We start from the raw sequence: 13,654 nt of genomic DNA, 5'->3' as shown, positions 1-13,654 counted from the left end.
ACGCTTTTAGAACTGCCAGTCGAGGGTCAGACCCACACCGTGGTCCTTCTCGTTGTTACCGATCAGTCCGTTGTAGTCCAGGTTGACCCGGACATCGCGATTGAGCGCCAGCCCGGCACGGACGCCGACCACTGCCGCATCACGATCCATCGACACACTCTGCACGGTGAACGCGCTGTTGCCATTGGCGAAGGCCAGGTGGCTGTCAGCATCGACACTGCTCAGGTTGTGCTGCCAGCCGAGGGTCGCGCCCAGTTCCAGCTGATGTTTGTCCGACAGCGCGAAGGTGCGCTTGGCGCGTACGCCAAGGGTCGACAGCACCACATCGCGGTTGTCTTCAGAGCTCTTGAGCGCCGCCGCATCACCCTTCTCGGTGAAGCTCTCGGTGTTCAGATGCACGTAGGACAGATTGGCGAACGGCTCCAGATTCATCGGTTGCAGACGCAGATCGTAAGCCGCTTCGGTGAACACCTGAGTGGACGCCGCATCGTGCTTGGTTTTCTCTTTGCCGCTGACGCCTGCGAACTGCAGATCACGCTTCACGTCCACGCGGTGCCAGCTGTAAGCCGCACCGGCGGTCAGGCGCAGCGCATCAATCTGATGCCCCAGGTACGCACCCAGATGGTAGCTGTCGACCGAGGCCGACGAATGCGTGCCGCCGCCCATGTTCAACGAGCTGTCGCTATAACCGGTAACGAAACCCAGACGCGTATCTTCAGCAATCAAACCGTCGACACCGGCCAGCAGCCCGCCAATGGAGCTGTTGGAGTCGGCGTTTTCATGGCCGCCATCGCTCTTGCCCCACGAACCCAGTACCTTGACCCAGGCGTTGCTGCGGTCGTCGGTCGGTGCGTCGGCATTGAACAGATCACGCTCACGCAGACGCTCGCCCACCGCTTCACGCAGGTAGCGGCTGTCGTTGATCAGCATCGTGCCGATGGCCGGGTGAATCTCGCCGGACAGTTGCTGGAAGGCTTGTTGCGCCGACGCCGCGTTCGGCGACAGCAGCAGGGTTTCGAACAGCGCATTGCCCGCGCCCAGACCCTCGGCAGCCGCGCCAACCGCACGCTGGTTCGGCGTCAGGCCGACACTGGCGAACGACGCGCCGTTGCGCCCGACGTCCAGTTGCACGCCGTTTGCCGAGTACGCCAGGGTGCCGCCGAGGAACGCGTAGTTCGGCAGCACTTGCCCGAACTGGCCTTGGATGCCACCGGCCGCTTGCAGGATGTTGAACTGCGAACCGAGCAGGCTCTTCACTTCAGTCGTCGTCAGCAAGGTCGGGCTGTTTTCCAGCGACAGACTGACTGTGGCGCCATCAATCACCGCTTTGCCACCGGCAACGATCTTGTCGCTGCTGGTCGGCGAGACTTCCACCGCGTAGGTCGAACCGCGCTCGAAGGTCACGTCACCGGCGACGTTCAGCGTGCCGATCGAATTGCCCGGGGCGACGGTACCGCCGCTTTTCGCGGTCAGTGCACCGATGCGGCCGTTACCGCCGAGGATGCCGCTGTCGTTGACCGTGACCGCCGAAGCCAGCGAGCCATTGATCGCCAGACGTCCCTGATTGACCAGAGTCGGGCCGCTGTAGGTGTTGTTGCCGGTCAGCACCAGCGTGCCGATGCCCTGCTTGGTCAGGCCGCCGTGACCGGAAATGTCGTTGCGCCAGGTGTCGAGGCCGCAAGTGATGTCGGTGCACAGGCGCTCGGTCGGTTTGCCCTTGTCGATGATCGCGCCGATGCCCGGCAAGTCCGCGACAAACTGCCCGGAACCGTAGGCCCCCTGAATGCGGAACTCTTCCGGGATGTCCTGCTCGGTGACGAACATCGCCGGGCCGTCGATGCCTTTGCGCAGGTTGATCATGCCCCAGCCGTACAAGGCGTCGATACCCGGTGCGCCGAGGTCGGTGGCGGTGGTGCGCAGCACCGTGGCGACCTGATCGCCAGTCATGTACGGGAAGCGCTCCATCAACACCGCCATCGAGCCCGCCACATGCGGTGCGGCCATCGAGGTGCCGTTGTAGTTCTTGTAGCCGGTGGTCAGGTTGTCGGCGTTGGTGCCGCTGATGATCGAGCTGTAGATCTGCGTGCCCGGCGCCGAGACGCAGAAGCTCGCGGTGTAGCCGCAGCGCGAGGAGAACGTACTCATGATGTACGGATTGGCGCTGGCCAGATCCGGGTTCTTCTGCAACGCGGCGACGGTGATCCAGTTCGGCGCGATGTCCGGCACGAAGTAACCGAGGCCGGCGATGGCGTCCGGATTGTTCAGGTTGTAATCGTTACCGGCGGCGAAGATCGTCACGATGCCGCTGCGGGCGGCGGCGATGGCGCCGTCGTAGGCGCCGCCGGGCTTGGTGCCGAGCAGCGTGCGGATTTCGTTGAACTGCAATTGCGCGTCGTTGACGGTGAAGTGCGGATACGCCGGGTCGCGGCCGCCGAGGTCGAAACGGTCAGTGATGCCGATGCCCCAGCTGTTGTTGATGATCCGCGCGCCACTGGCGATCAGCGCATCCCAACCGGCCTTGTACACCGCGCCGTCGTTGCCACGGACGATGCCGTCTTCCGGACCCGGGTCACCGTTATCCGCGCTGATGATCTGCGCACCGAACGCCACGCCGTGCATCGGCCCGCCGTCACGGCTGCCGGCAGCGATGCCACCGACGTGGGTGCCGTGGGCACCGAGCTTGCCGTCGGAACCGACCGAGGGCGAACCGTCATAACGGAACGCATCGCCGGCTTTGACCGGGATGTACGGGTCGGTGTATTCGCGGATCCCGCTGGTGACCAGGGTGATGACTTTATTGGCACCGGAAAACTCCGGGTGCGCGGCGTACACCGGCTGGTCGAAGATCCCCAGTTTCACACCTTTGCCGGTGTAACCGGCGGCGTAGGCGTGATCCGCGCCAATGGCGCCCAGGCCCCATTCCGCCTGGAACTCGGCGCTGCGCCAACTGGCGGGATCACCGCTGCGGCCGCTTTCCACGTAAGGCGCCGCGTGCGCGGTGCCCCAGGTGGTCAGCGCACAAATCACGGCGCAATTGAGGGTTTTCATGGCGAAGCGACCGCCCGTTTGCGCGGGGGTATTGTTGTTATTCATCCAGCGACCTTCCTTAGTGTTGTTGCGAAAAATCCGTCTACTTCAATCTCATGAATGCTGCTTTGTGTGGCGAGGGAGCTTGCTCCCGCTGGGGCGCGAAGCGGCCCTGTGCATGTTTCCAGTCGAACCCGGTGTGGCGGATTTACGACTGCTGCGCAGCCGAGCGGGAGCAAGCTCCCTCGCCACAGGTATGTGTTCACAGCTCCTACAGGGTTACGCGTACGCCCTCCGTCAGAACTGCCAGTTCAGGCTCAGCCCCACGCCGTGGTTCTTCTCGCGGTTGGCCAGTTGTCCGTTGTAATCGAGGTTGACCCGCACGTCCTTGCTCAATGCCAGGCTGGCTTGCACGCCGACCAGCGCCGCATCACGCACCAGAGCCGAACTCTCGACCGTGTACGGCGTGCTGCCGCTGGCAAAGCGCAGATGCTGTTCGGCGTCGATATCGCTGAGGCTGTGCTGCCAGCCGAGATGCCCGCTCAGGTCCAGCGCCTGCCCTGACGACAGATTGAAGCGCTTGACCGCGCGCACACCGAGGGTACTCAGCACCGCATCACGCTGGTCGCCGGAGCTTTTCAGCGCCGCCGCATCGCCCTTTTCGGTGAAGCCTTCGGTATCCAGATGCACATAAGCGAGGTTGGCGAACGGCTCCAGTGCCAGCGGCTGCAGGTTCAGCCGATAAGCCGCTTCACCGAAAACCTGCGTGGTCGCCGCATCGACCTTGGCTTTCTGTTTGGCGCTGACGTCGCCGTATTGCAGATCGCGCTTCACATCGGCGCGATGCCAGCTGTACGCCGCGCCGGTGCTCAGACGCCAGGCGCCGGTTTCATGACCGGCGTAAGCGCCGAGGTGATAGCTGTCGACCTTGGCCGACGAATGCGTGTCCGAGCCCATGTTCAGCGAGCTGTCGCTGTAACCGGTGACCAGACCGATGCGCGTCTGCTCGTCCAGCGCGCCGTCGACACCGGCGAGCAAGCCGCCGATTGAGGTGCTGTAGCGCGAGGTGTCGTTACCGGAGTTGGTCGAACCCCAGGCGCCGAGGGCCTTGATCCAGCCATTGCTTTGCGTGGCGTTGGCATCGTGCAGACGCTCACCGACCGCGTCGCGCAACTGGCGGCTGTCATTGATCAGCATCGAGCCGAGCGCCGGGTAGATTTCGCCGCTCAATTGCTGGAAGGCTTGCTGCGCCGAGGCGGCAGACGCCGACAGCAGCAGGCTTTCGTACACCGAATTGCCGGCGCCGAGGCCTTCGACGGCGGCCGCCACCGCACGCTGATTCGGGGTCTGCCCGACGCTGGCGAACGAGGTGGCGTTGCGCTGAATGTCGAGCTGAATGGCGTTGGCCGTGTAGTCGAGGTTGCCGCCGATGAACAGGTAATCCGGCAGCACCGCGCCGAACTGGCCTTGAATGCCACCGGCCGCTTGCAGAATGTCGTAAGAATGGCCGAGCAGGCTGCGGGTTTCAGTGGTGCTGAGCAGGGTCGGACTGTTTTCCAGCGACAGGCTGACCGTGGCACCGCTGATGCTCGCGCTGCCGCCAGCGACGATGCGGTCGCTGCTGGTCGGCGACAGCTCGACCGCGTAGGTCGAGCCTGGGGCGAAGGTCACGTCACCGGCCACGCTTAAGGTGCCGATGGAGTTGCCCGGCGCTACGCGGCCGCCGCTGTTGGCGAGCAACGAGGCGATCCGCCCGGAACCGCCGAGGGTGCCGCTGTCGTTGACGGTCACCGCCGAGGCCAGCGAGCCGTTGACGCTCAACAAGCCGCCATTGACCGTGGTCGGGCCACGAAAGGTGTTGTCGCCGGTCAGCAGCAAGCGCCCTGCCCCGGACTTGATCAGGCTGCCCTGATAGACCCGGGTGGCCGCTGCGGCATCGCGCGCCATACCGACGGCGTAGTCGGTCTGATCCTGCTGACTGGCGCCGGCCGGGACGCCGTTCTGCCAGCCCTTGTCCTGCAGAGTCTGCTGCCAGGCGCGGTGTTCGGCGAGGTCTTCGCGCTGGCGCTGAATCAATGCCTTGTCGGAAATGTCATTGCTCCACACATCGCTCTGCCCGGCGGCCAGATTGGCATCGAACGCGCCGAGCAATTGTCCCGGCCCGTGCATCGCCCGATTGAGATTGGCCACGCCCCAGCCGACCCGCTCGGTCGGTGCATCGGTGATCGAACCATCGAGCTGTGTGGCGGTGGTCAGCAGCACTTCGAGTGCCTGCTGGTTGTTCATGTACGGGTAGCGTTCCATCACCAGCGCCAGTGCCCCGGTGGCGTGCGGCGCGGCCATCGAGGTGCCGGACTTGATTGCGTAATCGCCACCCGGAATGGTGCTGTCGATCTTCGCCCCCGGCGTGGTGATGCACCAGTATTTGGCGATGCCGCACTGGTTGTACTTTTGCTGATTGCTTTGGTCCAGCCCGGAGACTGCCAGCCAGTGGCCTTCGAGGTCCGGCTGAAAGTACGGCAGCGCCGAGCGCACGCTGGCGTTCGGGTAGCCGCTGTTGCCGGCACTGAACACGTTGATCACGCCACGGCGCGAGACGTCCGCCGCCGCGTCGAGCCAGGTGCCCTGATTCCAGTGCTGAGCGTACGCGGCGTGCAGATCGGCCAGGGTGCGATAGCTGACATCCGGCGGCTGGCTGCCCCAACTGTTGTTGATCGCACGCACGCCGGCAGCGGCCAGGGCGTCATACGCGGCTTTGAAATAGCGCGGATCGGGTTTCGGGCCGAACAGAAAGCTGTCGTTGTTGTTGGTGTTGCCGACGTAGATTTGCGCGTTGTACGCCACCCCGTGCATGCCGTTGCCGTCCCGGCTCGCGCCCATGGTGCCGACCACGTGGGTGCCGTGGGAATCGTTGTTGGAATTGAGGGTGCCGTTGACGTTGAACAGCGAGCCGTCGACGTAACTGCCGGAGGCCAGCACCGGGTGATAGCGGTCGCTGGCGAACTCGGGGTGGCCGGCATCGAAGCCGGAATCGAGGGCGCCGATCTTCACGCCTTTACCGGTGATGCCGGCGGCGTAGGCTTGATCTGCCTGCATCCGCGCAAGGCCCCAGTCGCGCTGGAATTCGGCGCTGCGCCAACTGGCGGGATCGCCGGGCTTGCCGGTTTCAAGGTACTGCGCGTTGGCTTGCGCAATGGAAACTGCGAGCAACAGAGTGCCGACCGCTGCCGGCTTGATGCGTACTTCCATGTTCACCACTCACTTTTATTGTTTTATGCAGGTTCTTCTGCGGTGTAAAACCCTCACCCCAGCCCTCTCCCAGAGGGAGAGAGAGCCAATCCGGGTGTCTTGAGCCATGCATCGACCTGAGAAACCGAGTCGATTATGGATTCAGCACCGCTCACTCATATCGGTGCCCATCTGGAACACCCCCCATTCAGTCCCCTCTCCCTCTGGGAGAGGGTTAGGGTGAGGGCCACTCCCAAGCCATGCACATTAGCGATGAGCAACACCGAACGCCTCATCCACCCGCGCCAGATCCTGTTCGTTCAAGGTCCCTGCGTAGTAATGCAGTTTGGTCCAGGCCATCAAGTAGTCGTAGCGCGCCTGGGCCAGATCGCGGCGGGTGGTAAACAGTTGCTGTTCGGCGTTCAGCGCATCGAGGTTAGTCCGTTCACCACCGAGAATGCTTTGCTTGGTCGACACCACCAGCGCTTCAGCCGAGGCCAGGGCCTTCTGGTAGGCGCGCAGTTTGTTGACGCCCGACAGGCAGGCGCTGAACTGGCGGCGCAGTTCGATCAGCGTCTCGCGGGTCTTGCCGTCGAGTTCGTATTCCGCCTGCTCCATGGTGCGGCTGGCCTGACGGGTCGAGGCCGACACCCCGCCACCGGCATACAGCGGCACGTTGACTTCAAAGCCGATGGTGTTGGTGTCGTAGCGCTGGTTATAGGTGTTGCCGCTGTCCGATTCAGTCTTGCGGATCGACGCGTAGGCACTGACTTTCGGCAGGTGCCCGGCGCGGTTGCGCTCGACTTCGTACTTGGCCACTTCCACCGCCTGGCGTTGCGACGCCAGATTGGGGTTGTTGCTGATCGCCAGTTCGTGCCAGGTGTCGTAGTTGGCCGGCATCAGCGCGAAAGTCTGGAAGTTCTGATCCAGCGGTGCCAGCTCGCTGATATCCACTGTCTGCACGCCGACCAGCGCGCCCAGCTCACGCAGCGCCGCGTCCTGCTCGTTGCGTGCCTCGATCTCTTCGGCGGTCGCCAGCTCATAGCGCGACTCGGCTTCCAGAATGTCGGTGCGCGTGCCCTCGCCCTGCTTGAACATGTGTTCGTTCTGCTGGAACTGCTGCTCGTAAGCCTTCTTCTTGGCCTGGGCGATGTCGATCTGATCCTGGGCGAACAAGGCTTTGGTGTAGTTGTCCAGCACCCGTACCAGCAGCTCCTGACTCTTGCCGCGAAACGCTTCGTCGGCGAACAGCGACTGCGCCACGCCTTTGCGATACGCCGCGTAGGCTTCGTAGTCGAGCAACGGTTGCTGCAAGGTCAGGGTCGAGCCATAGCTGTTGTAGTTGCGGTCTTCGGTGAGGTTGCCGCGAGCGGTCAGTTGCGTGGCCTTCGAGGTGTTGTGACCCCGGTTGTAGTTGTAACCCAGTCTCGGCAACAGCCCGGCGCGGCCGATGATGCGGTTTTCCAGGCCCGCGTCGCGCTCCTTGATCGCGCCGAGGAACACCGGATCGTTGCGCAATGCCTGTTCGTAGACCTCGAATGGCCCCATGGCCGCCAGCGCGCTGTTTCCTGCGAGCAGCGTGAACGCTGCTCCCAACATCGAAAGCTTATTCATACAGCCGAACATCCTTATTCTTCAGTCAACGCAGAGCCAGCGCGATCGAGCAGTGGTTTGAACAGGTAGTTGAGCAGTGACCGTTCGCCCGTGCGCACGAACATTTCCGCCGGCATACCGGGCTTGATCACCAGGCCATGGAGTTTTTCCATCGCCTGATCACTGACGCTGCTGCGCAACACGTAGTACGGCACGCCGGTTTTCTCATCGACCATCTGGTCGGCGGAAATCAGGCTGACCTCACCCGGTACACGCGGGGTCTTGCTCTGGTTGAACGCGGTGAACAGGATATCCACCGGCAGATGCGTGCCGACCTTGTCGATCAGGTTGATCGGCAAGTGCCCTTCGACTTCCAGGGTGGTGCCTTGCGGGACGATCTCCAGCAGGGTTTCGCCCTGACGCACCACGGCGCCTTCGGTGTGCACGCCAAGGTTGACCGCCACACCATCGGCGGTGGCGAGGATCTCGCTGTGTTGCAGGTCGAAACCGGCCGAGGTCAGTTGCTCGGACAGGGTCACGCTTTTGAGCTGCGCGTCGGCCAGTTGCGTGCGTACTTCCTTTTGATATTCCTCGCCATGCTGTTGCAGCTTCAGGCGCGATTCGAGGATGCCCTGCTCCACCCGGCCGCTTTCACCGGTGTTTTCCGCCAGTTGCTGCTGCACTTGCGACAGCTGACGCTGGTACTCCATCAAGCGGTTGCGCGGGATGTAGCCGTTGTCCGCCAGTGGCTGCAGGTTGCTCAGTTGCTGTTGCAGCGAATCGGCCTGGGCATTGAGGTCGGTGCGGGCGCGGCGCATGCCCGCCAGCTGCGCGGTGGCGCCTTCGATGCTGGCGCGCAGACCGGCCTGCTCGCGGTAGAACGCTTCGCGACGGCTGCTGAACAGTTGACGCTGGCCTTCAAGAACCAGCGCCAGACGCGGATCCGGGTCGTTGCTCAGTTCGGCAGGAAAGGTAATCTCTTTGCGGTTGTCGCGCTCGGCCTGCCAGCGTGCGAGGCTGGCCCAGGCCATGCGGTACTGGGCTTGCAGCGACTGCACGTCGGCCGCGACCTGGGTCTGATCGAGGCGGAACAGCGGCTGGCCCTGTTTGACGATCTCGCCTTCGCGCACCAGAATCCGGCTGACCACGCCGCTGCTCATCGACTGCACAGCTTTGCGCTTGCCCGAGACCACCACGGTGCCTTGCACCGGAATCCCCTGATCCAGCGGCGCCAGTGCGGCCCAAGTGAAGAAACTGCCAGCGCCGACGATGGCCAGAATCCAGCCCATGCGGGCGAAGAATTTCGCATCGCGCTCCGGGCGCTCGGTGACGTACGCGTGTTCCATGGAGGCTTCGTTTTCAGTGTTCATGCTGGCGCTGCTCATACACCCGAATTCCTTGTCGAGGGCTGGTACTGCCGGCTCATGCTGAGCCCGCCCGGTGCCTGCGCGGATTTTTCCCGTTGTTGTTCCTGAGCGCCGGACAGCGCCTTGAGCACTTCCTGACTGGCGCCGAACGCCTGCAAGCGGCCATCGTTGAGCACCAGCAGTTTGTCCGCCTGAGCCAGTACCGAAGAGCGATGCGTCACCAGCACTACGGTGGTGCCCTTGGCCTTGAGCTGGGCGATGGCGCTGGCCAGCGCGGCTTCACCGACAGTGTCGAGGTTGGAATTCGGCTCATCGAGCACCACCAGGCTCGGATCGCCATACATCGCACGGGCCAGGGCCACACGCTGCTTTTGACCGCCGGACAGGCCACTGCCGTCCTCGCCCAGTTGCGTGTCGTAGCCTTGCGGCAGGCGCAGAATCATCTCGTGGACGCCGGCCTGTTGCGCGGCGGCCACGACCTTCTCCGGGTTGGCTTCGCTGAAACGGGCAATGTTTTCGGCGATGCTGCCGCTGAACAGTTCGATGTCTTGTGGCAAGTAGCCGATGTACGGGCCGAGCTCGTCGCGGTTCCAGCGATGGATGTCGGCACTGTCCAGGCGCACCGTGCCGCCGAGGGTCGGCCACACACCGACCAGCACACGGGCCAGGGTCGACTTGCCGGAACCGGAAGCACCGAGCACGCCGAGCACTTCGCCAGCGCCCAGATTGAAATTGATCATCTGCAGGGTTGCCGCGCGCTGCCCGGGAGGGCCGGCACTGACTTGCTCGAAGGTGATCTGGCCTTTCGGCGCCGGCAGCGCCATGGCGTCATCACTCGGCGGGAACGCCTGCAACAAAGAGTCCAGACGACGATAGGCCAGCTTCGCCCCGCTCCACTGTTTCCACACGGCGATCAACTGGTCGATCGGGCTCAGCACGCGGCCCATCAGGATCGAACCGGCGATCATCATCCCGGCGGTCATGTCGCCCTTGATCACCAACAACGCACCGAGGCCCAGCACCAGCGATTGCAGGCACAGGCGCAGGGTCTTACTGATCGAGCTGATCACCGCGCCGGTGTCGCTGGCCTGATTCTGCAGGCCGAGGAAACGCGAGTGCACACCAAACCAGCGCTTGCGCAACGCGCCGAGCATGCCCATGGCCTGAATGGTTTCGGCGTTGTGCAGGTGGCTGGTCGCCAGTTGACTGGACTTCTGCGAGTAACCGGCGGCTTCCCCCAGCGGCTTTTTGGTCATGTATTCGTTGAGGCAGGCCAGCGCAATCAGCAGCAGCGCGCCGGCCGTGGCGAGCACGCCCAGCCAGACATTGAACAGGTAGATGACAAACAGATAGACCGGGAACCACGGCGCGTCGAAAAACGCGAACAGGGCCGGGCCGGTGACGAATTGGCGAATGTGGGTCAGGTCGCCCAGCGATTGCCCGGCGTTACCCTCGCCCTTGAACAGATTGCGTTCGAACGCCGCCTGATACACCCGCAGGTTGAAGCGGCGCTCCAGTTGGCTGCCGATGCGGATCACGATGAAACTGCGCACCACTTCCAGCATGCCGATGAATGCGAAGAACCCGACGACCATCAACGACAGCATCGCCAGGGTGGTTTCGTTCTGCGAAGACAGCACGCGGTCATAGACTTGCAGCATATAAATGGAGGGCACCAGCATCAGCACGTTAATCAGTGCGGTAAAGCACCCGACGCTGATCAGAATGCTTTTATAGTCGCCCAAAGCCTTGAATAAGGGAGCGGTGGCTGGGGCCTTCGCCATCTTCATTGATTATTCCTGCAATAATTTCCCCGCCATTCTTTGGCGAGACGCTTCAAATAATTATCCGTGCGCAGACCGGACGGGTTCTTGCAACTTGCATTTACATTTCAATAACAACTTCCGTTGCTCAACGGCTATTCGACGTATCGGGCTGCCACTTATAACTGCAACGTGAAACCTTATATTCAACTGTGCAACCGATTTCGCTGTTCACTGCGTTGGAGTATTCCGTTTCAGCGTAATCTCCAGTCCCGACTTCAAAGTGCTCAGATAAAGCCCATCACGTTGTCGGCTGAAGAACTGGATTCTTGAACCTTCCTTGCCGGTAATCGACAAGCCGTCCGGTTCAGGAAACCAGCCGATTGGCGCTTGCTCAAGCCATGCCCCCAGGCATTCGGCGCCCTTGCCCAGCGTCTGGTTCGGTTCAAGATCGATCAGGCAGGTGTTCGACGGTTTGTCCTGCAATGCCTGCGCTTGTGGTGCGTCGTCGGGCGCAGTCAATACAGCCTGCCATTGCCCGGCAAAAACCGATGGATCTTCAAGTCTGAGGCTGCTTGCCATGGTTGTTTCTCCAGAAATCATGATCAGCGCCGCCGAAAGCCACGCCATTGCCTTGTAGGTAAAAACTTTACAGATCATCAGAAAATTCACTCCAGCACCTAGCCTTGCCCAGCCATCAACACGATGCAAGCAAAGAAAGCGGCGCATCAAGCGCCGCTTCCCGTTTCACATCACGCCACGATGTCGCTGGTCGCTGCCTGGCCCACGGTGCTGACCTGGAAGTCCGCCACGCCGTGCCCGGAGAAGTCCACCGACAACAGGCTGTTGCCGCCCGACGAGGTCAGGATCGCGTCGCCGGCCGAACCGGTGAAGCTGCTGACGAAGTGCAGGCCGGAACCGTTGGTGATGGCGCTCAGGTCGATTTTGTCCAGACCGCTGACGAAATCGAGGATCTGATCGATTGCACCCGGCTTGGAGTCGGAGCTGGAGGCGAACACGAAAGTGTCCGAACCCGCACCGCCCCACAGTTTGTCCGCACCACCAGCGCCGTAGATGATGTCGTTGCCGGCACCGCCCTTCAGCTCGTTGGACGCACTGTTACCGATCAGCAGATCGTTGCCCGAACCACCAATGGCGTTCTCGATGGTCACGCCCTTGGCGATGGACACGTTACCGATCATGCCGCCAACGTCGGAGAACGAGGCTTCGTTGAGATTGATCTTCTGGTTCTGGGTGAAACCCGAGAAGTCGAAGGTGTCCTTGCCGCCCGCGTCCCACACCGAGAACACCAGCTTGTCGCTCGACGACGAGGCGCTGAGGAAATCGCGACCGGCGTTGGAGTTGAAGCCGTAGGTGGTGTCACCGGTACGGGTGGTCAGGTTGGCGCCGTACAGCTTCTGGATCGCTGCAATGTCGTCCATCAGCGGGCCGGAAGCGTAAGCTTCCACACCGCCCTTGCTGAAGTTCTGGGCGGTGTTGCTTTCGCTCCAGTAACTCATGAGGCTGTAACCGCGGGTGTCTTGCCCGTAGGAAGCATCCTTGTAAGTCGGATTGCCTTCGCCGGCGTTGTAGTCGCCAGGGTGAGACAGGCCCAGGGTGTGGCCGATTTCGTGGGTCAGGGTCTGACGCCCGTAATTGTTCAGGCCCGGGGTCTTGTTGACGTCATAGCCACTGCCGGTCAGGTACCAGGATTGACCGTCATAGCCTGGCTCGGTGCCTGGCAGGAACGCAAACGCCGCCGCGCCTTCCTGACCGCCACTGTAGTTACCGAAGGTCATGTGACCGTCGCCACCACGGGCCGATTCGGTGAACGTCACGTTGGCGACATCCGCCCACGACTGCATGGCGAGCACGGCCTGGGCTTTCTGCAGGGAGCTGAACTGACTGAAACCGGTGACGCCCAGGCCGCTGAAGTTAGCGGTTTTGGCGGTCAGAAAGGTGTAGGTCAGTTCGATCTTGCCGCTGTTGTCGAGGTCGTGCCAGGAGGCACCGTCGCGCAACAATTGAGTGGCGGCTTGATCCACCGAGAAGGACGGTTTGCCATTGACCGTGAGGTTGCCGCCACGATCGTATTGATGGCTGAAGCTATTGATCTGGTTCCAGGCAGAGCTGGTCGCAGCCAGAGATTGCGCTGCGCCGACAGGCACGAATGTGTCTGCGGTGATATCAATAGCGTTCGCTTTTACTTTCGACATAAACACACTTCCTTGTTTAGCAATGGAACAGTTTTTGTCAGATAGCGACGATCCCTGGCGAGATCGTCCTATCACTCGCCCAATGAAGGCGTAAGAAACCTGACACAATTTGAAATCTGTCGTCTAGCGTTTTTTTGAGATCAAATTGAACTGTTGCGTAAAACTGCCGAAAACAAAGCCTGCGGGGTCGAAAGATTGTTTTACCGGGCATCACCACGCCCAATTGTCTGACGATTTTCTATTTAAATATTAAATATTAGTAAGTTGTTTTTTGTTAGACGCGTCTCACTTTCCTGCACTCTACTAGTGCAATGCCAGTGTATTGATATCAAATAAAATGCTGCGCTGAAAACACATTGTGGGAGCAACTGTCTTACTACCACCGTTCGTCACCGCCACTCTGTGCCGTCTCGCAGCATGGCATTCAATCTGATCAGCAGTATTCGCATGCAGGCGATGA

Annotated in this window: 7 protein-coding genes; all 7 read right to left on the bottom strand. The window is 61.8% G+C overall.

Annotated elements, in window-relative coordinates:
* Positions 1 to 6: 6 nt before the first annotated feature.
* On the bottom strand, positions 7 to 3,093 hold the full coding sequence (locus VLA07_RS16565) for an autotransporter domain-containing protein (RefSeq protein WP_442969548.1): 3,087 nt from the start codon (positions 3,091 to 3,093) through the stop codon (positions 7 to 9).
* Positions 3,094 to 3,324: 231 nt separating this feature from the next.
* On the bottom strand, positions 3,325 to 6,276 hold the full coding sequence (eprS, locus tag VLA07_RS16560; protein WP_333989704.1) for an autotransporter serine peptidase EprS: 2,952 nt from the start codon (positions 6,274 to 6,276) through the stop codon (positions 3,325 to 3,327).
* A gap of 246 nt (positions 6,277 to 6,522) precedes the next feature.
* Positions 6,523 to 7,881: a TolC family outer membrane protein gene (locus tag VLA07_RS16555; protein ID WP_210557197.1), complete on the bottom strand. Its 1,359-nt coding sequence runs from the start codon at positions 7,879 to 7,881 to the stop codon at positions 6,523 to 6,525.
* 2 nt (positions 7,882 to 7,883) lie between these two features.
* Positions 7,884 to 9,233: an HlyD family type I secretion periplasmic adaptor subunit gene (locus VLA07_RS16550; RefSeq protein WP_049827896.1), complete on the bottom strand. Its 1,350-nt coding sequence runs from the start codon at positions 9,231 to 9,233 to the stop codon at positions 7,884 to 7,886.
* Complete coding sequence (locus VLA07_RS16545; RefSeq protein WP_333989703.1) at positions 9,230 to 11,005, bottom strand: type I secretion system permease/ATPase; 1,776 nt, start codon at positions 11,003 to 11,005, stop codon at positions 9,230 to 9,232. The genes VLA07_RS16550 and VLA07_RS16545 overlap by 4 nt, the downstream gene beginning before the upstream one ends.
* Positions 11,006 to 11,209: 204 nt before the next feature.
* Entirely contained in the window at positions 11,210 to 11,638 is a 429-nt protein-coding gene (locus tag VLA07_RS16540) for an AprI/Inh family metalloprotease inhibitor (RefSeq protein WP_247267647.1), read from the bottom strand.
* Positions 11,639 to 11,730: 92 nt separating this feature from the next.
* Positions 11,731 to 13,194 (bottom strand): serralysin family metalloprotease, encoded by a 1,464-nt coding sequence (locus VLA07_RS16535; protein WP_098964084.1) that lies wholly within the window; start codon positions 13,192 to 13,194, stop codon positions 11,731 to 11,733.
* Positions 13,195 to 13,654 lie beyond the last annotated feature (460 nt).

The sequence above is a fragment of the Pseudomonas sp. S3(2024) genome (genome assembly GCF_036861315.1).
GTDB classification, from domain to species: domain Bacteria; phylum Pseudomonadota; class Gammaproteobacteria; order Pseudomonadales; family Pseudomonadaceae; genus Aquipseudomonas; species Aquipseudomonas putida_A.
This window is presented reverse-complemented; position numbering and strand designations above follow the sequence as displayed.